19 protein-coding genes and 1 tRNA gene are annotated in these 22,474 nt (G+C 53.1%); 10 read left to right on the top strand and 10 right to left on the bottom strand.

Annotated features, from left to right (window positions below):
* Positions 1 to 98 precede the first annotated feature (98 nt).
* From E6C51_RS06880 to E6C51_RS06870, 3 genes are all read right to left on the bottom strand, one after another.
* The gene (locus tag E6C51_RS06880) at positions 99 to 1,211 is read right to left on the bottom strand and encodes a pyridoxal phosphate-dependent aminotransferase (protein WP_190235429.1); all 1,113 of its coding nucleotides are present in this window, start codon (positions 1,209 to 1,211) and stop codon (positions 99 to 101) included.
* Between the two features lie 303 nt (positions 1,212 to 1,514).
* Positions 1,515 to 1,922 carry a PilZ domain-containing protein gene (locus E6C51_RS06875; RefSeq protein WP_146936866.1) on the bottom strand — a complete coding sequence of 136 codons (408 nt, stop codon included), beginning with the start codon at positions 1,920 to 1,922 and terminating at the stop codon, positions 1,515 to 1,517.
* A gap of 225 nt (positions 1,923 to 2,147) precedes the next feature.
* On the bottom strand, positions 2,148 to 2,501 hold the full coding sequence (locus E6C51_RS06870) for a hypothetical protein (RefSeq protein WP_146936864.1): 354 nt from the start codon (positions 2,499 to 2,501) through the stop codon (positions 2,148 to 2,150).
* Between the two features lie 254 nt (positions 2,502 to 2,755).
* On the opposite strand from E6C51_RS06870, the gene E6C51_RS06865 reads away from it, so the two are divergent.
* Positions 2,756 to 3,973: an NAD(P)/FAD-dependent oxidoreductase gene (locus E6C51_RS06865; protein WP_190235428.1), complete on the top strand. Its 1,218-nt coding sequence runs from the start codon at positions 2,756 to 2,758 to the stop codon at positions 3,971 to 3,973.
* An 85-nt stretch (positions 3,974 to 4,058) separates the two neighbouring features.
* Here the strand turns inward: E6C51_RS06865 and E6C51_RS06860 are convergent.
* Positions 4,059 to 4,148 (bottom strand) — tRNA-Ser (locus E6C51_RS06860).
* A 623-nt stretch (positions 4,149 to 4,771) separates the two neighbouring features.
* On the opposite strand from E6C51_RS06860, the gene E6C51_RS06855 reads away from it, so the two are divergent.
* The 3 genes from E6C51_RS06855 (at position 4,772) to E6C51_RS06845 (ending at position 7,233) form a co-directional block, all read left to right on the top strand.
* Complete coding sequence (locus E6C51_RS06855; RefSeq protein WP_186827813.1) at positions 4,772 to 4,927, top strand: hypothetical protein; 156 nt, start codon at positions 4,772 to 4,774, stop codon at positions 4,925 to 4,927.
* Positions 4,928 to 4,982: 55 nt separating this feature from the next.
* Positions 4,983 to 6,053 (top strand): porin, encoded by a 1,071-nt coding sequence (locus E6C51_RS06850; protein ID WP_190235427.1) that lies wholly within the window; start codon positions 4,983 to 4,985, stop codon positions 6,051 to 6,053.
* Positions 6,054 to 6,198: 145 nt separating this feature from the next.
* A complete protein-coding gene (locus tag E6C51_RS06845) occupies positions 6,199 to 7,233 on the top strand; it encodes a porin (protein ID WP_146936858.1) in 1,035 nt (344 codons plus the stop codon).
* Positions 7,234 to 7,710: 477 nt separating this feature from the next.
* Here E6C51_RS06845 and E6C51_RS06840 read toward each other — a convergent pair whose 3' ends face one another.
* Positions 7,711 to 8,595, bottom strand: coding sequence for an alpha/beta fold hydrolase (locus E6C51_RS06840; RefSeq protein WP_190235426.1), 885 nt, complete (start codon positions 8,593 to 8,595; stop codon positions 7,711 to 7,713).
* 220 nt (positions 8,596 to 8,815) lie between these two features.
* Complete coding sequence (locus tag E6C51_RS06835; protein ID WP_190235425.1) at positions 8,816 to 10,879, bottom strand: lytic transglycosylase domain-containing protein; 2,064 nt, start codon at positions 10,877 to 10,879, stop codon at positions 8,816 to 8,818.
* Positions 10,880 to 11,099: 220 nt separating this feature from the next.
* Here E6C51_RS06835 and dapA point away from each other — a divergent pair, with 220 nt between their 5' ends.
* The 3 genes from dapA (at position 11,100) to E6C51_RS06820 (ending at position 14,460) form a co-directional block, all read left to right on the top strand.
* Positions 11,100 to 11,984 (top strand): 4-hydroxy-tetrahydrodipicolinate synthase, encoded by an 885-nt coding sequence (gene dapA, locus E6C51_RS06830; RefSeq protein WP_146936851.1) that lies wholly within the window; start codon positions 11,100 to 11,102, stop codon positions 11,982 to 11,984.
* A gap of 133 nt (positions 11,985 to 12,117) precedes the next feature.
* Positions 12,118 to 12,594: an SsrA-binding protein SmpB gene (gene smpB / locus E6C51_RS06825; protein ID WP_075640405.1), complete on the top strand. Its 477-nt coding sequence runs from the start codon at positions 12,118 to 12,120 to the stop codon at positions 12,592 to 12,594.
* 420 nt (positions 12,595 to 13,014) lie between these two features.
* A complete protein-coding gene (locus tag E6C51_RS06820) occupies positions 13,015 to 14,460 on the top strand; it encodes a methyl-accepting chemotaxis protein (RefSeq protein WP_146928403.1) in 1,446 nt (481 codons plus the stop codon).
* A gap of 78 nt (positions 14,461 to 14,538) precedes the next feature.
* Here the strand turns inward: E6C51_RS06820 and E6C51_RS06815 are convergent, their stop codons facing one another.
* The 4 genes from E6C51_RS06815 to E6C51_RS06800 all read right to left on the bottom strand — a co-directional run bounded on the left by E6C51_RS06815 (position 14,539) and on the right by E6C51_RS06800 (position 18,773).
* Complete coding sequence (locus E6C51_RS06815; protein ID WP_190235424.1) at positions 14,539 to 14,811, bottom strand: hypothetical protein; 273 nt, start codon at positions 14,809 to 14,811, stop codon at positions 14,539 to 14,541.
* 272 nt (positions 14,812 to 15,083) lie between these two features.
* Positions 15,084 to 16,154: a bifunctional transcriptional activator/DNA repair enzyme AdaA gene (locus E6C51_RS06810; RefSeq protein WP_190235423.1), complete on the bottom strand. Its 1,071-nt coding sequence runs from the start codon at positions 16,152 to 16,154 to the stop codon at positions 15,084 to 15,086.
* A 79-nt stretch (positions 16,155 to 16,233) separates the two neighbouring features.
* Positions 16,234 to 17,748: a methyl-accepting chemotaxis protein gene (locus E6C51_RS06805; RefSeq protein ID WP_146928411.1), complete on the bottom strand. Its 1,515-nt coding sequence runs from the start codon at positions 17,746 to 17,748 to the stop codon at positions 16,234 to 16,236.
* Positions 17,749 to 18,194: 446 nt separating this feature from the next.
* The gene (locus E6C51_RS06800) at positions 18,195 to 18,773 is read right to left on the bottom strand and encodes a LabA-like NYN domain-containing protein (protein ID WP_146928414.1); all 579 of its coding nucleotides are present in this window, start codon (positions 18,771 to 18,773) and stop codon (positions 18,195 to 18,197) included.
* A 292-nt stretch (positions 18,774 to 19,065) separates the two neighbouring features.
* On the opposite strand from E6C51_RS06800, the gene rpoZ reads away from it, so the two are divergent.
* The 3 genes from rpoZ (at position 19,066) to E6C51_RS06785 (ending at position 22,387) form a co-directional block, all read left to right on the top strand.
* The gene (gene rpoZ / locus E6C51_RS06795; protein WP_146928417.1) at positions 19,066 to 19,458 is read left to right on the top strand and encodes a DNA-directed RNA polymerase subunit omega; all 393 of its coding nucleotides are present in this window, start codon (positions 19,066 to 19,068) and stop codon (positions 19,456 to 19,458) included.
* Positions 19,459 to 19,753: 295 nt separating this feature from the next.
* Positions 19,754 to 21,994: a RelA/SpoT family protein gene (locus E6C51_RS06790; RefSeq protein ID WP_190235422.1), complete on the top strand. Its 2,241-nt coding sequence runs from the start codon at positions 19,754 to 19,756 to the stop codon at positions 21,992 to 21,994.
* Between the two features lie 240 nt (positions 21,995 to 22,234).
* A complete protein-coding gene (locus E6C51_RS06785) occupies positions 22,235 to 22,387 on the top strand; it encodes a DUF3563 family protein (RefSeq protein WP_075640412.1) in 153 nt (50 codons plus the stop codon).
* The last annotated feature ends 87 nt before the right edge of the window (positions 22,388 to 22,474 follow it).

Below are 22,474 nucleotides of genomic sequence, written 5' to 3'. Positions count from 1 at the left end.
CCACCGCGATCATCCATAAGACGACCATTTCCCAAAAAACAGCATATCAAAAAGATTAAAACCGCGACCAGCAGAAACAAGGCTGGCGCGGTTTTCTTTTATTCGATGTTCTGGAGGACCACAGGGAGCGCCTTTTCAAGCAGGTCGAGATCGGCTTTCACGCCAGCACTGACGCGGATGCATCGGTTCAGAGGTGCCACGCCTGGCATGCGAATAAATACACCGTGCTCCATCAACCCATCGACAATGGCGCGGGCATACAGCGCATCGCGTCCGCAATCGATGGCGACGAAATTGGTGGCTGATGGCAGGGGCTTCAAGCCATTTTCATGGGCAATCTGGGCAATCCGTGCTTTGGCACCGGCAATTTGTTCAAGCACATCCTGAAGATAAGCCTGATCGGCAAGCGCGGCACAGGCTGCGGCCACCGAGGTGCGCACCATGCCAAAATGATTGCGGATGCGATCAAAAGTGGCCGTGTTCGCAGGCGCACCAATGGCGTAGCCAATCCGCGCACCCGCTAGCCCGTAGGCTTTGGAGAATGTGCGCATGCGCAAAACGTTTGGCAGATCAATCAAAGCGTCGATGGCCGAAATAGCGCTTTTCGGTGCCGTTTCACTATAGGCTTCGTCCAGCACCAGCAGGCATGTGGGCGGCAAGGCCTTGGCAAAAGCCACAACGGCATCGGCGTCGTGCCAACTGCCCATGGGGTTATCTGGATTTGCCAAATATACCAAGGGTGCGTTTTCACGCATCACGCAGGCCAGCAAACCGTCCAGATCCTCATGATCATCGACATAGGGCGTCGTGATCAGCTTTCCGCCAAAACCAGTGACATGGAAATTGAAGGTCGGATAGCCGCCAAGCGAAGTCACGACTGGCGTATCCTGCTCAACAACCATTCTTACCACCAGTCCCAAGAGATCGTCGACCCCTTCGCCGATGGCGAAATTCTCGGCTTTGAGATGATAATGGGTGGCAAGTGCTGCTTTGAGATCAAAATTTTCCGGATCGGCATATTTCCAAATGTCTGTTGCCGCGTCTCTCAGCGCTTGCAGCGCGCGCGGGGAAGGGCCAAATCCGCTTTCGTTGGCACCAATGCGAGCAGCCACAACGGCACCACGGCCACGCTCAATCGCTTCAGGGCCAACGAAAGGTACAGTGGATGGCAGGCGGCTGATGAGCGGCGTGAACCGTGAAAACATAGACATTCAAACACTTCCTGAGCCGAATTTTCGGATAGAGAACAAATGCAGTGTGTGGCTCCGGCAATCAATCGGGCCAGCAATTGCTTTTTGGATGCGATTCGGCGCAAAAACAACTGTCAAAAGTGTCGTGATCAACACACCTACAGCATTGTGCGGCAAGTTTGAAAACGTGATGGCAACATTTGGATAAATAGAGTCTGGATAGCATGGTCATGTCCGGCGCTGTCATGCGCTGGAGATTGGCATCCTTATATCAATGAAGAGCGCTTGCCGTCATGGACTGTGCTATCATAAATAAAGCGCACCTCAACGGGCCAGGCGACCCATTCCCGGCAGCACGGATTTGCCAACATCATCGAGATTGTTGCCCATCATGAAATCGGCACGCACCACACGCTGCAACAGCGTTTCCGAGATGGGCAAAATGAATTTGACGCCCGCCCGATTGCCCTTGCGAAATGCCTCTGCACAGCCAATGCGCGTGCCTAGACCTAAAATTTCAAGATAGTAATGGGAGCCAAGGCCCATGGTGCCGTCAATTTCTATCCCGGCACCGCCCCGTGAAATATCCAGCACCGTTGCACTCCGTGACACGGTTCCACTCAAGCCCGAACGCACGGCCATAATGCGCGCTGGACGCTTGACCTGAAAGCGATCCCAACGGCGTTCGTACATCTCCGATGTAACGCCACGTAGATGATTTCCAGACTCCATTACAACTCCTCGTGCTCAGGCGCGTTCACGCTTTGCGACTTTGCTGCTGATAACTTTCCTGTTGCTCAATATATCGGCTAAAGTTGTAAAGAATCTGTTTTTCTGCGCCAGATTTTAAAATTTAAAGTAGTATTTATTCATAACAATCGACATGATTGAGGCTTTTGATGGCGGCATTCAATCGTCTGCCAGCGGCGTAGCTATTGCATATTCAGAGTCGGATTCTCAATGACCAAATTCGAAGGACAACTTCACAACATGGTGTAAAAATTCCGGGTCGATCAGCATGTTAAATCCAACCACGGCAGTTTCCTGTTCACGTCTGATCAGCGTGCAACCGATTTCATCACGAATCCCCAGAATCTCAAGAAAAAAATTCTTGGGAACAGGAAGATAGCGGCTGACTTCCAACTCGGCACCATGCAACGAAATTTTACGCACAAGACAACGCACCGTGGTTTTGGTGCTGAGATGGTGGCCCACAAATATAATTTTGCCAGGACGGTCTATCGTGAACTTTCGATAAACTTTCTCTTCTGGCAGGCCTTTTCGTGTGTCGGGAATGTTCTGCACTGGCATGACACCCGTCCTCTCTTTGTCTTTAATGGATGCATTTTAGCGTATTTTTCCTAATGGATTGTTCCATTGTGACGTAAAATTGCGCTGTCTTCATACACGACCACCGGCGGTACTGCTTCCCGTACCATTGGGCGAAACATCTCTTGTCTTTTGTCGGTTCTTAAGAAAGTGCCATAGCTTTTCAAAAGAGTTGGGTTCTTGCAGGTTATGGGATAATCAAGACGGCGAAGTGTTTGGTCATGTTGGAGGCAGGTTTGGTGCAGGGTTTGGTGATCGTGGGTGCGGGGCAGGCCGCCTTCTCAACAGCGTCAAAGCTGCGCAGTCTTAAAGACAGCCGCCCGATTACCATTGTCGGGCTGGAACCACACGTCCCTTACCAACGTCCGCCATTATCCAAAAAATATCTGCTGGGCGAGATGAGTTTTGACCGACTGCTCCTGCGTCCGGAGCAATGGTATCATGACAATAACGTCCAGTTGCGCTTATCGACCTGGGTGGAAGAAATCGACCGTGAAGCAAAACAGCTTGTTTTGCAAAATGGATCGACGCTGGCCTATGATCAGCTGGTTTTGGCAACCGGCGCAACACCGCGCCATTTACCACAGGATATTGGTGGGAATCTCGCCGGTGTTTTCACGGTACGCAACAAGGATGACGCGGACCGCCTGAGCGCTGAAATGAAGCCCGGTCGCCGCCTTTTGATCGTCGGCGGTGGATATGTCGGACTTGAGGCCGCAGCTGTTGCCCGCCACCTTGGCCTCGAGGTGACCTTGATCGAAATGGCTGACCGCATTCTGGCGCGAGTCGCTGCAAAAGAAACAGCAGACTTTATTCGTGCCGTTCACACCGGTTATGGCGTGGTGATTCGCGAAGGCATGGGATTGTCGCGGTTGATGGGTGATAACGGTCGGGTTGTTGCCGCTGAATTGTCGGATGGCAGCCGTTTTGATGTAGATATGGTGATTGTCGGCATTGGTGTGTCGCCCAATGATGGACTGGCAGCGCGCGCGGGCCTTGCTGTGCGCAATGGCATTTTGGTGGATCAGTTCGCCAGAACCTCCGATCCCGATATATTTGCAGTTGGTGATTGTGCGTTGCAGCCGTGGCAAGATGCGGAGATCAGGCTCGAATCAGTGCAAAATGCGGTTGATCAGGCCGAGGCGGTGGCGGCAATTCTCGCCGGCGGCAATCAACCCTACCAGCCCAAGCCCTGGTTCTGGTCAGATCAATATGATTTGAAGCTGCAAATCGCCGGTCTGAACCTTGGTTACGATGACACCGTGCTGCGCCCCGGCCTGCGCGAGGGAAGCCTTTCCATCTGGTATTATCGGAATGAAACATTCATCGCCGTCGATGCCATCAATGATGCGCGGGCCTATGTCACCGGCAAAAAGCTTTTGGAATTGGGCAGGACGCCCGAAAAGGCCATGGTGCGAGACGCCCAGAGCGATCTTAAACAGCTTATATCATAAGGTGAGGTTAAACTTTTTCTTACGAGCGCAGCGATGAATGCGGTGCGCTTATAACGCCAATTGTTGCAGGAAAACTGAGAAACAATGGCGGAGAAGAAGGGATTCGAACCCTCGATACCATCTCTGGTATACTCCCTTAGCAGGGGAGCGCCTTCGACCACTCGGCCACCTCTCCGGTGCGGTCTGATTATGTGTTCATCGATTCGATTGCAAGCGCTTTTATATAATTTCCTGTCATAAAAAGTGGATTTCCACTTTTCGTCGTCTTTGGTCTTCTGGATTTGGCTGCAAAAATGCGCGGAGTGGGCCTGTCGCGCAGGCGTTTCTCCTAGTCGAATGCCATCCGCCATACGCATCTATATATAGAGTGATGAATCTTCTGAAATGGATTGGCGCTATTCGCGCCATCATTGAACGAACTTGCATATGTGTGAGTCCGCGGCGTGACTCTCATCAAGCGGAATTCGTTGATAGGGAATCGATCCCCTCTGATATGAGTCGAATATGCGCCGATTCTCACAGAATCAGAGTCCGCAGAATCGGGCTGCGCTTGTGTAAAAGCGTATCGTGACCCGCTTCATTTGTTCAAAGGCTGACCTGCTGGTCGTCAACATAATGGCGAATCTGGTGGGGCAAAGGGGCAAGCTGCGGGTTTGAGCGCTCCAGAATCGCCCTGCTTTGATACATTTCCCCCTTCAGTCGCCGGGTGTGGAAAACGGCCAGATCCTTATTCCTGCTTGTTTTTCAAAGATTTCCTTAATGAAAAGTAAATAAAAGACCATGGTGGAGGAGGGGTTTGTGACTTTTCAGCCACAGCGCACTGTGAAGGTGGATCGTAAATGCCCCGCAATGCTGTTTGGTGATTGCATGGGCGGCAGCGTTTTGTATTTTGAGCATCAGAAGCACGGCGGTGGATCGTCCGTCTTCAGACTTAACGGGGATGGGGCGGTGTAAGCTGTCCTTCAGCCAATATAACCCAGACCCTTATGAAACTTGACTGGAGGTCATTATGAACATCAAGGCCATTCTTCTTGGCTCCGCTGCAGCTCTTGCAGCAGTATCGGGCGCACAGGCTGCCGACGCTATCGTTGCAGCTGCTCCTGAGCCAGCTGAATACGTTCGCGTTTGCGACGCTTTCGGCACCGGTTACTTCTACATTCCTGGTACCGAAACCTGCTTGAAGATCAGCGGTTACGTTCGTGCACAGGTAGACTACAGCTCGCGCGACGGTGGCCGTAACTGGAACGCCAAGACACGCGGTCTGGTAACCTTCAATGCAAAGAACGATTCTGAAATCGGCACGATCGGTTCCACAATCACAGTTCGCGCTTGGCAGGGTGGTTCTACCACTGGCCTGAACAACGCTGCAAACGACACCAACTCTGTTGAACTCGACGAAGCCTTCATCACTGCCGGCGGCTTCATGGTTGGTTCGTTCTACAACTACTGGGATACCGGTCTGTCTGGCGAAACCGATGCTCTCGGTTCGAACCGTCTGAACTCGATCGCTTACAACTACAAGTCTGACACCTTCTTCGCAGGTATCGCTGTTGACGAACTGAACGGCTTCAGCGGCACAGACTCCAGCGTTTCTAACACAAGTGCATTCGTGAAGAGCTACAACCGTGACAACAGCGTTGGTATCGAAGGCCAGGTTGGCGCAAGCTTCGGTCCTGCAACTGTTACCTTGCTCGGCGGTTATGACTTCGTAGCTCAGGAAGGTGCTGTTCGCGGTATCGCTTCTGTTGTTGCTGGCCCAGGCACATTCTCTATCGCTGGTGTATATGCAAGCGGCGTAAACGCTTACTACGACGCAAGCAAGTGGAGCGTTGCAGCTGAATACGCAGCAAAGATCACCGACAAGCTGACTTTGACTCCTGGCATTCAGTACTTCGCTGACACGCAGGTTGACGCTCGTGGCAACTTCGGTGGCCGTGACATCACTCGCGCTGGCTTGACTGTTGACTACAAGATCGCTTCTGGCTTGACCACGAAGGTTTCTGCTCAGTACCAGGACAAGACAGCTACTGGCGCTTCTGACGTTTGGACTGGTTTCGTTCGCTTGCAGCGTTCGTTCTAATCCTTATGCCTAATAAGAGCCTCGCGATTTAATCGCGGGGCTTTTAACTGTTAATACGCTTCATGCATTTGTACCGGGGGGGACGTCTCGCATGAAGTAGGGAAGTGCAGTCTCGTCTATCAAAAAAATAAAACTGGAGATTTCTATGAACATTAAGGGCATCCTCCTCGGCTCCGCAGCGGCTCTCGCAGCTGTTTCCGGTGCTCAAGCTGCTGACGCAATCGTCGCGGCTGCTCCTGAACCAGCTGAATATGTTCGCGTTTGCGACGCTTTCGGCACAGGCTATTTTTACATTCCCGGCACTGAAACCTGCTTGAAGATCAGCGGTTATGTTCGTGCCGAAGTAGACTACAGCTCGGTTGACGGTGGTCGTAACTGGAACGCAAAGACACGTGGTCTTGTAACATTCGACGCCAAGAACGATTCTGAAATCGGCACGATTGGTTCGACCATCACTGTCCGTGCATGGCAGGGTGGCAACACCACAGATCTCCACACCACAGCGTCTGACACCAACTCGCTCGAACTCGACGAAGCTTTCATCACAGCTGGTGGCTTCATGATCGGTTCGTTCTACAATCCATGGGATAGCGACCTGTCTGGTGAAACCGACGATATCGGTTCTAACCGTCTGAACTCGATTGCTTACAAGTACAAGACTGACAATTTCTTCGCTTACGCTTCGGTTGACGAGCTGAGCGGCTTGTATTCGCGTACAACCGCCCTGAGCTACAACCGTGACAACAATGTGGGCTTTGAAGCTCAGGTTGGCGGTACCTTCGGCGTTATCAACGCTAACCTGCTCGGCTCTTATGACGCTGCTGCACAGGAAGGTTCTGTTCGTTTGCTCGCAACAGCTGAAGTTGGTCCAGGCGAATTCGGTATCGCCGGTATCTACACAAGCGGCGTAAACGCTTACTACGACTTGGCTAAGTGGACTGTTGCTGGTCAGTATGCAGTGAAGGTTACCGATAAGTTGAGCCTGACACCTGGTATTCAGTACTGGTCTGGTACAGATGCAAACCTCAAGAATGGCGACATCACCCGCGGTGGCGTGACTGTTGACTACAAGATCGCTTCTGGTCTTGCTGCCAAGGTTTCTGCACAGTATCAGGACAAGGACTGGAGCGGCAACAAGGACGTATGGACTGGCTTCGTTCGTCTTCAGCGCACGTTCTAAGAGATTATTCTCTTAATTTATAAAATTAGCCTCCGGTTTATTCCGGGGGCTTTTTTGTTTGGAGATAATAGAGGGGATGCGCATGTATCGTGCCCCGTCTGATCACACTGTTGAGCGCAACTGTGCAATGTCGACGTTACAGCATCCTTTATGTGCCATATATGGCGCATAAAGGATGCTGTAACGCTTTTAATCGGCAGCATAATTCCTTGGGTCGTTCCGATTTAAGGAATTATGCAGCCAGTGCCAGAACGAAATATGGTGCTTTGAATACCGTTTGCTCAACGCATCGCTGGTGCTAATATTTGCCTCAGCGCTCTTTGCCCTTATTGCCCTGTTGATGCAACAATTGCTCCGCCCGCAGCGATCCTTGATGAATGCGCAGTTGAGGATTGGTCAGTGCCAGCACCGTCACGCGTCAGATGAGGCGTGAATTTTGACTGTAACCGTCGCAAGATGCAGCGGTCATTTTCCTATTCACACCGGATCTTGGTTCAAGAAATCCATGATGGCTTGTGCGAGGGGCGCAATGTGGAGCAGGGGGGCGTGACCTTGCTGCGGTGCTGTCACTTGCCTTGCCAAAGGGTTCTTGGCCATCATCATGTCACAACATTGCTGTGACAGAAGCTCTGAAAGCTCACCTTTCACAATGAGAAGGGGGAACTGGCAAAGCGCGTCAAATTGGGACCATAGGTCGGGGATCGGCTTGTCGAAATCGATGCCTGCGATCTGCGCCGCAATTGCGGGATCAAAATCGGCGACTGGCTTTCCGTTGTCGTCGCGGTAAAGTGCAACAGCCATGGCTTCCCACTCTTGCGGGGATAGATTTGGAAAACTCGCACCATGCACGGCTTTGAGATGCGTCGGTACGTCCTCCCAGCATTCGGGGCTGGTGTTTCCACTCAAGTAATCTTTTATGCGCATCAGGCCCTGCTTTTCCAGCACGGGTCCAACATCGTTCAGCACCACTTTGCCAATCAGATCGGGATGCAAACACGCGAGAAAATGGAGAAGAAGCCCGCCGCGTGATGTGCCAATGAAATCGGCTTTGGCGACACCAAGCGCAGCAAGAACTGTGACCACATCTTCCATTTCGGTCATGAGATTATAATGGCTCGGGTCGGGATCACGGTCAGAGCCACCCCTCCCACGCAAATCGATGCAGATAACGCGCCTTGGCGCATCGCTCTGGGTGATCATTTCAGCCAATTGGGTAAAGTCGCGATGGTTGCGCGTCAGGCCCGGCAGGCAGACAATTGGGATGCCGCCAAGATGCGAAGCAAAGTCACGCGCAAAAATCTTGATGCCATCCTTTGCCGGTATGCGGTGGTCGCGGTATTCCATTTTTGCACGTTCTGGCATCCCGTGTTGCTCCTTGTCCCCGAATAGGATCGCCTTAGACATAAGGCTTACTGCATCATTCCTTAAATCGGAGGCGATTGAAAGAATGGTGCCGCAGATCAAAAGCATTACAGCATCCTTTGTGCACACATATAGCGCAAGCTGCTGCAAGGCGGCGGCGCAGGCGAGATCCCCGCAGCCTAGGAAGAAACACGGCTTTGGCGATCTGCCAATGGTGTCGTTATCGCCCAAACCGCAGGTCGTGCTCAATATCTGGTTTCTGACCGAGGCGCGTTTTATAGATTTCGTAATTCTCCATCACCCGCTGTACATAGCCACGGGTTTCGGGGAAGGGGATGCGCTCAATCCAGTCCACTACATCGTCCAGCGGCTTACCACGCGGATCGCCATACCTGGCAATCCAGTCGGGCACCCGGTTTGGACCGGCGTTGTAGGCGATGAAGGTCAGGATATAGGAGCCACCGAATTTGTCGATCTGTTCGCCCAGATAATGGGCTCCGAGCGTTGCGTTATAGCCTGCATCCTGCGTGAGCTTTTCCGGGAAATAGGACATGCCATGGCGCCGAGCGACGGCTTTTGCCGTGGCGGGCATCAATTGCAGCAAGCCCTTCGCATTGGCGGCTGAAACAGCGGCGGGATTAAACGAGCTTTCCTGCCGTGCAATGGCATAGGCTAATGCTTTTCCAGATCCGGCTATATTGGCCGATGCGGGTATAACGCCAATGGGAAAGGCAAGGGCTGGCACGTTGATGCCTCGGCCATAGGCTGTTTTGCCAATCTGAAGTGACAATTGGTTGTTGCCGGCCCGCTCGGCTTTGGCGGCCAGAAGCGCCAATTCACCGGGGCTCTGCAATTGTTCCGCCAAAGCGTGATAGAGAGCTGTTGCCCGCCAACCGTGGCCTGCCGTTTCATAACGGTCAATGGCTTCCACGGCCTCGCGGTTGGCGAAGGTCTGTCGGTCGTCAGTGGTTGGGGTGGGATAGATAATATCCAGCCGGTTGCGATTCAGGCGGGCGGCAGCCAGCTGACCGTAAAACGTGCCGGGGTAGTTGGCGGCCTTGGTGAAATTCTCGCGTGCGGCCGCTGCATTGTGTTCCGCTTCATCGGCCCGCGCTAACCAGTAATAGCCTCTTGAGGCGGACAAGGGCCGGCTTGATGTGGCAAGGATACGGCGAAAATGCACAGCCGCGGTCTTGGGATCGTTCAATCCGCGCAGTGCAAACCAACCCGCGTGAAACTCCGCATCCAGCACGTCCACAGGTGCTGTGGCGCTGTTGTTTGACACAACGTGATAGGCGAGGCGAAACTTACCGTCATCGGCAAGGCCACGGCCCACAATGCGCTGCTCGCTCCACCACTCAGAAGGGGCCACCAGACGGGCTGGGTCTTTGGGCGCTTGCGCCAAAAGCCTCGCTGCTGCCTCATAATTATCCTGATGACGTTCAAATTCAATCTTTATGAATAACAAGGCCGGATCCGCGCTCCATTGGCGATCCACCGCTTTAATCAGACCTGCTGCTTTCGGAGAGCGTGTTGCAACAGCATCCCAGGCTGCAAAAAGCGATTGTGCCCCCGCCAATGTCGCAAACCGTTTAGCTTGCGTGCGATTGCCGCGATACATCAAAAAGTCCATGCGACGTTTGTGATCCGTTGCGCTGAAAAGCGCGCCAAACTCATTGAGAATGCGGTCTTCAAGGCTGGTGTCCAGAACTGACTCAAACCAGAAAGGTTTCAAAAGATGAGCGGCCTTGGCCTGTTCACCTTGCGCAATCAACGCCCGGGCTAAAATGATTGTGCCTTCCGGTGTCTCGGGTTTTGCCTTGCCAAAGGCAGCCAACACGGCAGAGGCGGGCGGGTTTTCGCGATAGAGCGCGCGCTCGGCGTTGGAGCGAAACACCGAAAGCCCCGGCCAGCCTTTCAACTCTTTCAAAGCATTGGTAATTTCGGACGAGGAGACATCCGGCAGGCCAGATCGTGCAATCGACCAGGTGAGCATATGGCGGTCCAACCCCTGCGGCATGGAATCGCGAACGGCGATAGCCTCAGCGCCATCGCGATTGGACAGCGCATCAAGCCCAGCTTTGAGTGGTGAGCGGGCCACCGGCGAGGGCGTTGGAGGCATAAAAGGTATGGCCTCGGCAAGTGGGGCAGGCGACGGGCTGGCCAGCAAAGGTGGGCGGGCGGTGGGCGTCGGTGTCAACGGGTCTGCATAAGACAGGGTGAAAGGCCCCATCGCTGTCGTGCCTATGGACAGAGCTAAACCAAGCAGGAGTGTCCGTTTCATCGGCGAGCTCGTCATGAAAATGCGCATGTCTCCTATTAACGATAAATGAGCTTAACGATAGCTTAACGAAGTCTCGTGCTTCGCGCTCTTTTCAAGCTTTGAAAATCTGTCATAAAACCGATGGAAGCGCGCTTGTACCTGCGCGTTGTGCGCAGTATTGTGCCGCCGTTTAATGCAAAATTACGGCCGAAGAATGAATGCGGCTGTTGGGAGTCTATGCATGTTTCAGGGTTCCATGCCCGCACTTGTCACCCCATTTACCGACGACGGTAAGGTGGATGAAGCAGCCTTTGCCGCCCACGTTGAGTGGCAGATCGCCGAGGGTAGCACAGGTCTCGTGCCTGTTGGCACAACCGGCGAATCGCCAACCCTGAGCCATGATGAGCACAAACGGGTGGTTGCGCTTTGCATTGAAACCGCTGCAAAACGGGTTCCTGTCATTGCTGGCGCAGGCTCGAACAACACGCGCGAAGCTATTGATCTGGCACAGTTTGCCGAAAAAGCGGGTGCCGACGGCCTGCTGGTGGTGACGCCCTATTATAACAAGCCGACGCAAAAAGGTTTGATTGCGCATTTTTCGGCCATTGCCGAGGCCGTATCGCTGCCGATTATTATTTACAATATTCCGCCGCGCTCTGTGATCGACATGAGCCCGGAAACCATGGGCAAGCTCGCCCACGCCCATAAAAATATCGTGGGTGTAAAAGATGCAACCGGCAAGCTCGAGCGCGTTTCAGAACAGCGGATCACCTGCGGCAAAGATTTCATCCAGCTCTCGGGCGAGGATGGCACGGCGCTTGGCTTCAACGCCCATGGTGGGGTTGGCTGTATTTCGGTGACGGCAAATGTCGCGCCGCGCTTGTGCGCTGAGTTTCAGGCCGCGACGCTTGCTGGCGATTTCGCCAAAGCGCTGGAATATCAGGATCGCTTGATGCCGCTGCATAAGGCCATCTTTATCGAGCCGGGTGTGTGTGGGGCAAAATATGCCTTGTCAAAGCTTGGCCGCATGGGCAATGCCGTCCGTTTGCCTTTGGTTGATGAGATTGAAGCATCAACAGCGGCTGCCATTGATGCCGCCTTGCAACACGCTGGCCTGTTGAATTGATGTTTATCGGGAGAGGTTCTCTCCCGACTTCTTCCCTTTCAGGTCTGGGTGTACTACATAAATGAAGCAAGCCGGATCGGGAGCCCGCCGTTCGGAAACAATGAAAAGTACCGGGCGGATTGGACTTTGACCCATGGCACCCAGAGGCAGCCAGAGCAGCATAAACAAGATCGTCGCGGAAAATCGAAAAGCCCGCTTTAACTACGAGATTGTGGACACCTATGAAGCCGGGCTGGTGTTGACTGGCACCGAGGTCAAATCCTTGCGCGAGGGAAAAGCCAATATTGCCGAATCCTATGCATCGGACGAGGGCGGCGAAATCTGGTTGATCAATTCGCATCTGCCGGAATATTTGCAGGCAAATCGCTTCAATCACGAGCCACGGCGTCGGCGCAAGCTGTTGTTGACCGAGCGCGAAATCAACCGCCTGCGCTCTGCCATCAACCGTGATGGCATGACGCTGGTGCCTTTGAAGGTGTATTTTAATCAAAAGGGCCGTGCAAAGCTGGAACTGGCTTTGGCCAAGGGCAAAAAGCTGCACGACAAGCGTGAGAGCGAGAAGGAACGCGACTGGAACCGGCAAAAGAGCCGTCTGCTGAAAACCGGCTAAAGCGACGTCTTAGCGCTCTCTCGCAATGTTCCTGTTGTTCTACTGATGAAATGTCGCCCGCATAAGCAGGCGGCATTTTTGTTTATGTAAAATGCGCAGAAAAGACGCCGTAACCTGCCGTATAATTCCCGAGTTTCACTCCACATCTGAAATTATGCAGTGATTGGTTTCGAACGCCATCGGTTCACCCCATCAAACGGGCCTGCATTGTGACTGCTTGGGCAGATCTGTTTTTTTAAGAAACGCTCTTTTTGCTGGTCGTTTTCCGTTAATGCGCCTTTAAAGGTTGTCGCTATGTCATACTTTAAGCCTTTAAAAACATGGATTTTTTTAAAGGAGGCGTCGTTTCGATTTAGGAAGTCGCAATCATTGTCTTCTAAGAAACGGAGTTAATCCATTTTTGCAGAGGAAGTTTTGATAATGCGCAAGATTGAGGACGAAATTAAACCTTGGGTTGGCGAGGAGCGGCGACGCGGCGAAGAGCTTTTTGGCCATTTGGAAAAACATATTCGCGATGTCGCTGTTAAATGTTTTCAATCTTTCGATCCCACAATGGTGGTTGTGCCTGAAGAATTGCTGAAGCTCGAGGCCGTCAAATTCCGGCGCCTGTGCGAGGGCGAGTTCAAGCGTGAATATTTCGACACGCAGGGCAAAGTTATTCGCGAAATCAGCAATAAAATCGGGTTCACCCGCTTCATTGTCGATGCATGTTCAATTTACGCCGTCGAATGGACGCTGGCTGTGCTGAAGGAAACGCGCTGGAGCACCAGCAAGCGTGAGGCCTTCATTCGCACCTTGATGAAAGGTCTTTACACGGATGTGGCGGTGGCCGTTCATAGCCTGATTGAGGATATGAACACCGAGGCTGAGCAGCAGAGGATTGAGTTTGATCGCCAACGCGCGGAAGATGCGGAGGCTGACAGCCGTGCCATGGCAATCCTTGGGCAAGCGCTGAGCGCCCTGGCTTCCGGCAATCTTTCTGTTCAGGTGACAGAACCTTTGCCCGCAAAGCACGAAGGCTCACGCCGGGACTTCAACAATGCCGCCGAGGCACTGCGTCAGGCGATGCTCGGGATCTCGCATACGTCAGAAGACATTTGTCGCGGTATGCAGGAAATTTCCTCCGCCACCAGTGATCTGTCACGTCGTACAGAGCAGCAGGCAAGCTCGCTGGAAGAAACGGCAGCGGCTCTCGATCAGATTACGGCGACGGTGCGCCGGACGTCGGAAGGTGCATCTCAGGCCACCGTTGCGGCTGCAAGCGCCAGAGAAGAGGCCGGGAAATCCAGCCAGATCATGAAGGAGGCCGAGGTTGCAATGAGTGAGATTGCAGCCAGCTCGAGCCAGATTACCCAGATTGTTTCGGTGATCGATGAAATTGCCTTCCAGACCAATCTTCTGGCGCTGAATGCGGGGGTTGAGGCTGCGCGTGCGGGCGAGGCGGGCAAGGGGTTTGCGGTTGTTGCGCAGGAAGTGCGCGCGCTTGCACAACGCTCTGCGGATGCTGCCAAGGAAATTCGCAGCCTGATTGCTACCAGCACCCAGCAGGTGGAGCGTGGTGTAACGCTTGTGGAGTCGACTGGCCAGACATTGAACGCCATCTTCGGCAAAGTCTCGGAAATGGATCGGTTGATTACCGACATCGCCGCTTCCGCCCGCGAGCAGGCCACAGGTCTGCATGAGATCAACACCGCCGTAAATCATATGGATCAGGTGACGCAGCAGAATGCTGCTATGGTCGAGGAATCAACCGCAGCGGTGAATGACATGAATGCCCGTTCACAGGAACTGGCAAAGCTCATTCAGCGCTTTTCCATTGCAGGTCAGGGCCATGCAGCCCCGTCCTTTGCACGCTATGCGGCATAAGCTGCGGCCAAATTAGGCCGAAACTTATGCAGCAGATTTAAAGCATGTCGCGGTGAATCTCATTCGTTGCGACATGCTTTAGCGTCCATTAACGCCCATGAGCAACAGCAGCGCCTTCAACTTTGCCTGCTCAAGCGTGTCGTGGCGTGATGGCACGTCATTCAGATGGGCATCCATACCCAGATCACGCAATTGATGAGCATTCAATTCTTTCAGGTCATTGCTGACGTTGGAGAAATGGCGACGTGAAAACACCGAAAAAGCCCAGCGATAACCAGTAACAAGGCGTGTGTGCAGGGAATTCCCGACCACGTTGGCATTGTTGTTTGTCGTTTTATCTGCCGTGCTCATGGCTATATCCTCTCAATTGGGCACGAAAAGAGACCGCACGCTGTTGAACAGCGCGCTGTCGGAGAAAAAGTTTTGGGTTGAAAGAAAACGCGAAATGGGATTGCGCGACTGTTGGCGGCAAAATGCCGCAATCGTCACGACTGCATAATTCCTTAAATCGGAATCGATTTAAGGTGAAAATTATGCAGCAGATTTAAAGTGTTACAGCATCCTTTGTGCGCCATATATGGCGCACGGTGCTGTATTCGTCTAACGAATGTTTCGAATGAGTTTCATTCAAAAAGATGATCAATCTTTGATTGTCTTCTTTCGTGTTTCAAAAGCCATTGTTTGCGCCACAGTCCGCCGCCATAGCCTGTCAGGGTGCCGTCTGCTCCAATCACGCGGTGGCAAGGAATGACAATGGCAATCTGGTTGGCTCCATTGGCGCGCGCCACCGCACGCACGGCAGAGCCCCGATTCAAGGTGGCGGCCACCTGTGAATAGCTGTGGGTTTCACCCGGCGGAATGAGCCGTAACGCGTACCAGACCTCGCGCTCGAATGCGGTTCCATGATTGGCCAGACGTGTTTTGAAAGGGGTGGTGGCATCCTTGAAGTAACCGTCCAGTTCTTTGGCAATCTGCTCCGTCACCGGATTGCTGCCAAGCGCAATGCCCGCACGGTTTTTTGTCTTCAGGCGGTTCAATTCGTTGGGCAAAGCCGGGCGATCCGCAAATTCCAGCAGGTGCAATGCATGGTCGTCAACCACAGCCAACATGGGACCGATCGGCGTTTCCAGCCAATCGGCTTTGAGAAGGCTGGCATCTTTCAATTTTGCAGGAGGCGCGCCAAAAAGCTGGTTGATGGCGGCACGAAAGCCGCTGCCGGATTCATATCCCGCATCCAACTGGGCATCAATGACGCTATCACCTGACATCAAGGTATCCGCGCCGATGCTGGCGCGTCGTAAGCGGGCGATTTCCAGAAAGCTCATGCCAAAGCGGCGTTTGAACACACGGCGCACGGTGGATGGATCATGACCAAGACGGACAATGTCGCGCTCACTCCATCGGCGGAAGGGGTCGGCCTCCAATTGCTCCAGCAAGGCCTTGGCCACCGGCTCTTGTGCGCCATAAGACAGCAGCGGACGACACCGTTTGCAGGGCCGAAAGCCACCTTCAAGGCAGGCGGCTATCGTATCTTCAAAGCGGCAATTTTCCTGCTTTGGCTTGCGCGCCGTGCAGGAAAAGCGGCAAAAAATCCGGGTCGAGGTGACACAGACGTAAGTAAAACCGTCAAAGGAAGCATCTTTGGCAACCAGAGCGGAATAAAGGTGGTCATGGGTAGGGCGTTTGAACAGCATGACCCTTTTTTACGCCTTTTGCGCACTCTATGCCGCTGAAAAACGGGCATGGATATGCCCGTTTTCAAAATAGCAGGGATCAGGCGGCGTAAGTCTGGTGATAGGCAGTGGAGCGAGAGGCATAAGCGCCTGCGCTTTGGGTCTGGAAGCGGGCCAGCAGGGATGACAGGTGGTCGGAAACGCCCTGCAATGTGTGGGTTGACGCATTGGTCTCCTCCACCATGGCGGCGTTCTGCTGGGTCAACTGATCCATACTGCTGATGGCGGCATTGATTTCCAAAATACCGGCCGCCTGCTCCTGGGCGGATTGCGCAATGGAGACAATATGGCCATTCACTTCGCGCACTTGCTCGCTGATGGTGCGCAAGACATCGCCTGTCTGATTGACAAGAGAGACGCCGTTGGCCACATCCTGCGATGAGCGGTCAATCAGGCCTTTGATTTCCTTGGCGGCCGAGGCAGAGCGCTGCGCAAGCTCGCGCACTTCCTGTGCAACAACCGCAAATCCCTTGCCGGCTTCACCCGCGCGCGCCGCTTCAACGCCCGCGTTGAGGGCGAGAAGGTTGGTCTGGAAGGAAATTTCATCAATCACGCTGATGATCGAGGAGATCTTCTTCGAGCTTTCCTCAATCGCCCCCATGGCGTTGACAGCGTCGTTGACGATCAGGCTAGACTTGCTGGCGGAATCGGCGGCATGCGATGCAACCGATTGTGCCTCACCGCTGCGCTGCGCAGATTGCTTGGAAATGACGCTGATCTGCTCCAGCGCTGCCGAGGTTTCTTCCAGGGCTGCGGCCTGCTGCTCGGTGCGCTTGGCCATATCATCTGTGGCGCGGGTCAACTCACGGGTATTGGCGGTCACTTGTCCCGCTTCATGGGTGATTTCCTGGAAGGCGTTGGCCAACGCGGCAATGGCCTTGTTGTAATTTTGTCTCAAGCCTTCGTAATGCTCTGACAGGGGCTGATCGATGGTGGCCGTCAAATCTCCCTTGCTCAAGGCTTGCAAGGCATTGTCGATGGCGGCGAGGGCCTCCTGCTGCTCTTGCGCGATTTGCGCACGCTCGGCGGCAAGTTTTGCGCGCTCTTCGGCCAAGGCATCGCCGTAGGTGGAAATGGCATAATCCATATCCAGCATGGTGGTTCTGACCAATGCGGAAATCTTGGCAATCGCGCCCTGAAAGCGTTTTCCAAACACGGTACCGCGCATTTCATCTTCCAGCACGGCGGTTGTCAGGCCTGCCAGGATGACGCCATATCCGTCGATATACCAGCGCGGGTCCAGCCCAAGGCGCGCATGGGTTTGGCCAATGGTTGTGGCCGATGCGACGTAGTTACTGTCAATCTTGCCGGAAAGAAGGTGGCTCCAATGCTTGATCTGCTTTTGTTTGGCATGATCAATATGGGCATCGCTCGAGAAAAAGCGCGCGGCTTCCGGATATTGTTTGGCGGTGCGATAGAAGACGTCAAGCGTTGGCCCAATCGCGTCTACAATTACGGGTCGAAGCTTGGCAACGATCTGAAGGTCATTCTGGCTGATGTTTAAAAAGTTAAGCCGCTTGTTCAGTTCATCTTGCTCATTGATTGTCTTACTCATCGAAAGCACCCTGGGTCAAAAGTTGACTGAAATATGCGGCACATCATGCGCCATCTCGTCGAGACCGAGGTGTTTCGGTACTTTCTGCACAGCGTACGGACTGCGTATCGAATACCGCAACAAGGGGTCTTACGGTGCAAGGAAGCGCAGTCCTAACAGACTGTCACGCATGCACACGATCGCCGAAGGTATCATCTCCCAAGACCGGATTACGACTCCACGTTTAACAATCTGATAACAATCAAGAAAGATACAGGCTGGTTGCAGTCGGGCCGCGGGCATGGTTGAGCCCTATCTCTATGATAAAAAACGCTAAAATGTCATATCAACCAGAAAAATCCCGACCACAAAATATGTCGTCGGGACTGCAACTTTTAAGAGATTGCCGCTTCCGCAGTCAAGGAATGCGGCCCTGTCATGGTGAATACCGGATTGGACAAGTCCAATTATACGGTTGGTTCAACCATCATTGGATCTGTCACGCGCAGCGGCCGTTCACTTGGATCGCGACCAACTTCGGTTTTCAAAGACATCAGATCAATAAAATGATCGGCCTGACGGCGCAGATCATCGGCAATCATTGGCGGCTGCGTTGCCATGGTGGACACGACAGAGACTTTACGTCCCTTGCGCTGCAATGCTTCAACCAAGGTGGTGAAATCGCCATCGCCTGAGAAAATCACCAGATGATCGACGGTTTCGGATTGCTCCATGGCATCGATCGCCAGTTCGATATCCATGTTGCCTTTGACTTTGCGGCGGCCCATGGAGTCTGTAAATTCTTTGGCTGGCTTGGTAATGACCTTATAGCCATTGTAATCCAGCCAATCGATCAGCGGACGAATAGATGAGTATTCCTGATCTTCAATCAGAGCTGTGTAATAGTAAGCCCGCAGCAGGTAACCACGCTTTTGAAATGCCTTGAGCAGTTTGCGGTAATCAATGTCAAAACCGAGACTTTTGGAGGCGGCGTATAAATTTGCGCCATCAATAAACAGCGCAATTTTTTCCCGAGGGTCAAACATATTTGCAACATCCTTTTGTTTTTTACACTGAGGCTTAAAGCTAGGTCGTTTTGGCCAGCAATTTGCCCAACGAGTGTATTATGATTTAATCATATAAGATACATCTATCTTGGGCTTGCGTAAATTCCAAGCGCCTCTTGATTGAATATTTAAAATTCTAGGCTTTTTTGCTGCACTAAGGTTGAACTATGCAAAAAAAGTCGTTCGCGAGGAAAAACTTGAACTCTGGCCACAATACATGTATCCGGTCTGTCAATCCCTTGGGTACGAAATATTGAAAGAAGGATTCACCATGGCACGCGTTACCGTGGAAGATTGCATCGACAAGGTCGACAACCGCTTTGAGCTGGTGCTGTTGGCAAGCCATCGCGCCCGCCAGATTTCTCAGGGTGGCTCCATTACCATCGATCGTGACAACGATAAGAATCCGGTTGTTGCGCTTCGGGAAATTGCGGACGAAACTCTGTCGCCTGACGATTTGAAGGAAGACTTGATCCACTCTTTGCAAAAGCATGTTGAAGTGGATGAGCCTGAGCATGATGGTGCCAGCGAAGGTCAGCTTGCTGCGCGCTCCGACGAGGATGACGATATGCCGGAAACAATTGCTTTCGACCAAATGTCGGAAGAGGAGTTGTTGTCTGGGATCGAGGGCCTCGTTCCACCGGAAAAAAGCGACGACTATTAATCGTCGTCACGGTTTTGGCCTATTGGCTGTTCAAACATCATTGTGTGCGTCAGCCATTCAGGCTGGCGCGCTTTTCTTTTTACAGCGCCGTGCGCCATATATGGCGCACAAAGGACGCTGTAAGACTTTTAATCTGCTGCATATTCCTTAATCGGTTCCGATTTAAGGAATATGCAGCAGAGCATTTCAGTGTTTCAGTAGCCAGTGAAATGCTTTTGATTTTTATTTGTGCAGCGTATCTTCCGAAAATCGGTTTTCACGTTTCGGTGTGACGCTTTGAAGGAGTGGCCTTGGAATGATGCGGCAATATGAGCTCGTGGAGCGGGTGCAGCAGTATAAGCCCGATGCAAACGAGGCATTGCTCAACAAGGCCTATGTCTATGCCATGCAAAAGCATGGTCAACAAAAGCGCGCAAGCGGCGATCCCTATATCTCCCATCCGTTGGAAGTGGCGGCCATTCTCACCGAGATGCATCTCGATGAATCGACAATAGCGGTTGCACTGCTGCATGACACCATTGAAGATACCACAGCCACCCGCGCCGAGATTGATGAATTGTTCGGCGAAGACATTGGCCGTCTGGTTGAGGGTCTGACCAAGCTGAAAAAGCTGGATCTGGTGACCAAAAAGGCCAAGCAGGCCGAAAATCTGCGCAAGCTGCTGTTGGCGATTTCTGATGACGTGCGGGTGCTGCTGGTGAAGCTGGCCGACCGTCTGCACAATATGCGCACACTTGAGCATATGCGCCCTGACAAACGGGCGCGCATCTCTGAAGAAACCATGGAAATCTATGCGCCGCTGGCTGGGCGCATGGGCATGCAGGACATGCGTGATGAGCTGGAAGATCTTTCCTTCCGCTACATTAATCCTGAGGCCTATGAGACGGTAACAAAGCGGCTGGAAGATCTCTCTCAGCGCAATGAAGGTCTTATCATCAAGATTGAAGCCGAGTTGAGCGAGCTGCTTGTGGCCAACGGGCTGATGCAGGCCAAGGTCAAAGGCCGCCAAAAGAAGCCCTATTCGGTGTTTCGCAAAATGCAATCGAAGTCGCTCTCCTTCGAGCAGCTTTCCGATGTCTATGGCTTTCGTGTTCTGGTGGGGGATGTGGCTTCCTGCTATCGCGCCCTGGGGATTGTTCATACACGGTGGCGTGTGGTTCCCGGCCGGTTCAAGGATTATATTTCCACGCCAAAACAGAATGATTATCGTTCGCTGCATACCACAATCGTGGGTCCGTCGCGCCAGCGTATTGAGCTGCAAATTCGCACCTTGCGCATGCATGAAATTGCCGAATACGGCATTGCGGCACACGCGCTTTACAAGGATGGCGAGGGTGGCGCGGAAGGGGAGCTGCTGTCGCGCGAGAGCAATGCCTATAGCTGGCTGCGCCACACGATTGAAGCGCTCTCTGAGGCCAACAATCCGGAAGAATTTCTGGAGCACACCAAGCTTGAGCTGTTTCAGGATCAGGTCTTCTGCTTCACGCCCAAGGGCAAATTGATTGCGCTGCCGCGCGGCGCAACACCAATTGACTTTGCCTATGCCGTGCACACCAATATTGGTGACACGACGGTTGGGGCGAAAATCAATGGCCGAATCATGCCGCTGGTCACGCGCCTTGCTAATGGCGATGAGGTGGAAATCATTCGCTCAGGCGTACAAGTGCCGCCGGCAGCCTGGGAGGAAATTGTGGTGACGGGCAAGGCCCGTGCCGCTATCCGACGTGCCACCCGCATGGCCATTCGCAAACAATATTCCGGCCTTGGCCATCGCATTCTGGAACGCACCTTTGAGCGGGCGGGTAAGATCTTTTCGAAAGAGGTTTTGAAGCCTGTCTTGCATCGCCTGGGTCATAAGGATGTCGAGGATGCCGTGGCAGCCGTTGGGCGTGGCGAACTCTCGTCGCTGGATGTGGTCAAGGCTGTTTTCCCGGATTATCAGGACGAGCGCGTGACCGTGAAGCCATCCATGGACGATGGCTGGTTTAACATGCGCTCCGCCAACGGGGTGATGTTCAAATTGCCGGAGGCTAAAAAGCCGGCTGAGGGTGGCGCAGGGGCTTTGGCCGAAAGCCCTGAAAATGTCGCGCCGCTGCCGATACGGGGTTTTGTCGGCAATCCCGATGTGCATTTCTCGCCCGCCGGTGCTGTGCCGGGTGACCGCATTGTCGGTATCATGCACGAAGGACAGGGCATTACCATTTACCCAATTCAGGCTTCGGCATTGCAGAAGTTTGATGACGAGCCAGAGCGCTGGATCGACGTGCGCTGGGATCTGGATTTGGCCAATAAGTCGCGCTTTAATGCGCGTATCATGGTCAATGCTATCAATGAACCGGGCACACTGGCCAAGGTGGCCCAGCTTATCGCAGGTTTGGACATTAATATTCGCCTGTTGACCATGGTGCGTGTCGCCGCAGATTTCAGCGAAATGGCGTTTGATCTGGATGTGTGGGATCTGCGTCAGCTCAATCAGTTGCTGGCACAGCTGAAAGAGCTGGATTGCGTGGCAACCGTCAAGCGGATTTACGACTGATTTCCACCGGGGCGGGGCGGCTGTGCCCCTTTGCCTATGCTTTTCCAGCATGGGAGGAGAGGTATGCCTGCGCTGTCTTGTGCGCGAATGATTAAATTTCAGGCTGCCTTGCCATTTTATCTCGCAATTTTTAGTTTGATATGCGTTTTATGCATGGCTGGTGTTTGACCTTGTGTCTGGTCGTTTGTGCGCAGCAGCATTATGTTGTGCTCATGAACTTGAAACAAACGAGGTAAGACAATGTTTGGACCAATTCGCAGATTTGCCCGCGCTCTCAGCGTTCCTAGCATTCAGGATCGTGAAATGGCTTATTTGAACGGCGCGCATGACCGCGTTGATCTGGAATATCGCCAGCGCGAAATCGACAGTGGCCTGTTCCGTCGCACACGCTAACTGTTATACGTCTCACGCATGGCTGATTTGCGAAAATCGCTATGTCTGGACGGTGTAAGGATGAGGTCTCGGTTTTGCCGAGGCTGG

The sequence above is a fragment of the Gillisella terrae genome, from assembly GCF_004801395.1.
GTDB classification, from domain to species: domain Bacteria; phylum Pseudomonadota; class Alphaproteobacteria; order Rhizobiales; family Rhizobiaceae; genus Allorhizobium; species Allorhizobium terrae.
This window is presented reverse-complemented; position numbering and strand designations above follow the sequence as displayed.

Coding starts and splice junctions, on each gene's coding strand:
- E6C51_RS06880 (WP_190235429.1), bottom strand. CDS start 1,211: ATGTCTATGTTTTCACGGTTCACGCCGCTCATCAGCCGCCTGCCATCC.
- E6C51_RS06875 (WP_146936866.1), bottom strand. CDS start 1,922: ATGGAGTCTGGAAATCATCTACGTGGCGTTACATCGGAGATGTACGAA.
- E6C51_RS06870 (WP_146936864.1), bottom strand. CDS start 2,501: ATGCCAGTGCAGAACATTCCCGACACACGAAAAGGCCTGCCAGAAGAG.
- E6C51_RS06850 (WP_190235427.1), top strand. CDS start 4,983: ATGAACATCAAGGCCATTCTTCTTGGCTCCGCTGCAGCTCTTGCAGCA.
- E6C51_RS06845 (WP_146936858.1), top strand. CDS start 6,199: ATGAACATTAAGGGCATCCTCCTCGGCTCCGCAGCGGCTCTCGCAGCT.
- E6C51_RS06840 (WP_190235426.1), bottom strand. CDS start 8,595: ATGCCAGAACGTGCAAAAATGGAATACCGCGACCACCGCATACCGGCA.
- E6C51_RS06835 (WP_190235425.1), bottom strand. CDS start 10,879: ATGAAACGGACACTCCTGCTTGGTTTAGCTCTGTCCATAGGCACGACA.
- dapA (WP_146936851.1), top strand. CDS start 11,100: ATGTTTCAGGGTTCCATGCCCGCACTTGTCACCCCATTTACCGACGAC.
- smpB (WP_075640405.1), top strand. CDS start 12,118: ATGGCACCCAGAGGCAGCCAGAGCAGCATAAACAAGATCGTCGCGGAA.
- E6C51_RS06820 (WP_146928403.1), top strand. CDS start 13,015: ATGCGCAAGATTGAGGACGAAATTAAACCTTGGGTTGGCGAGGAGCGG.
- E6C51_RS06815 (WP_190235424.1), bottom strand. CDS start 14,811: ATGAGCACGGCAGATAAAACGACAAACAACAATGCCAACGTGGTCGGG.
- E6C51_RS06810 (WP_190235423.1), bottom strand. CDS start 16,154: ATGCTGTTCAAACGCCCTACCCATGACCACCTTTATTCCGCTCTGGTT.
- E6C51_RS06805 (WP_146928411.1), bottom strand. CDS start 17,748: ATGAGTAAGACAATCAATGAGCAAGATGAACTGAACAAGCGGCTTAAC.
- E6C51_RS06800 (WP_146928414.1), bottom strand. CDS start 18,773: ATGTTTGACCCTCGGGAAAAAATTGCGCTGTTTATTGATGGCGCAAAT.
- rpoZ (WP_146928417.1), top strand. CDS start 19,066: ATGGCACGCGTTACCGTGGAAGATTGCATCGACAAGGTCGACAACCGC.
- E6C51_RS06790 (WP_190235422.1), top strand. CDS start 19,754: ATGATGCGGCAATATGAGCTCGTGGAGCGGGTGCAGCAGTATAAGCCC.
- E6C51_RS06785 (WP_075640412.1), top strand. CDS start 22,235: ATGTTTGGACCAATTCGCAGATTTGCCCGCGCTCTCAGCGTTCCTAGC.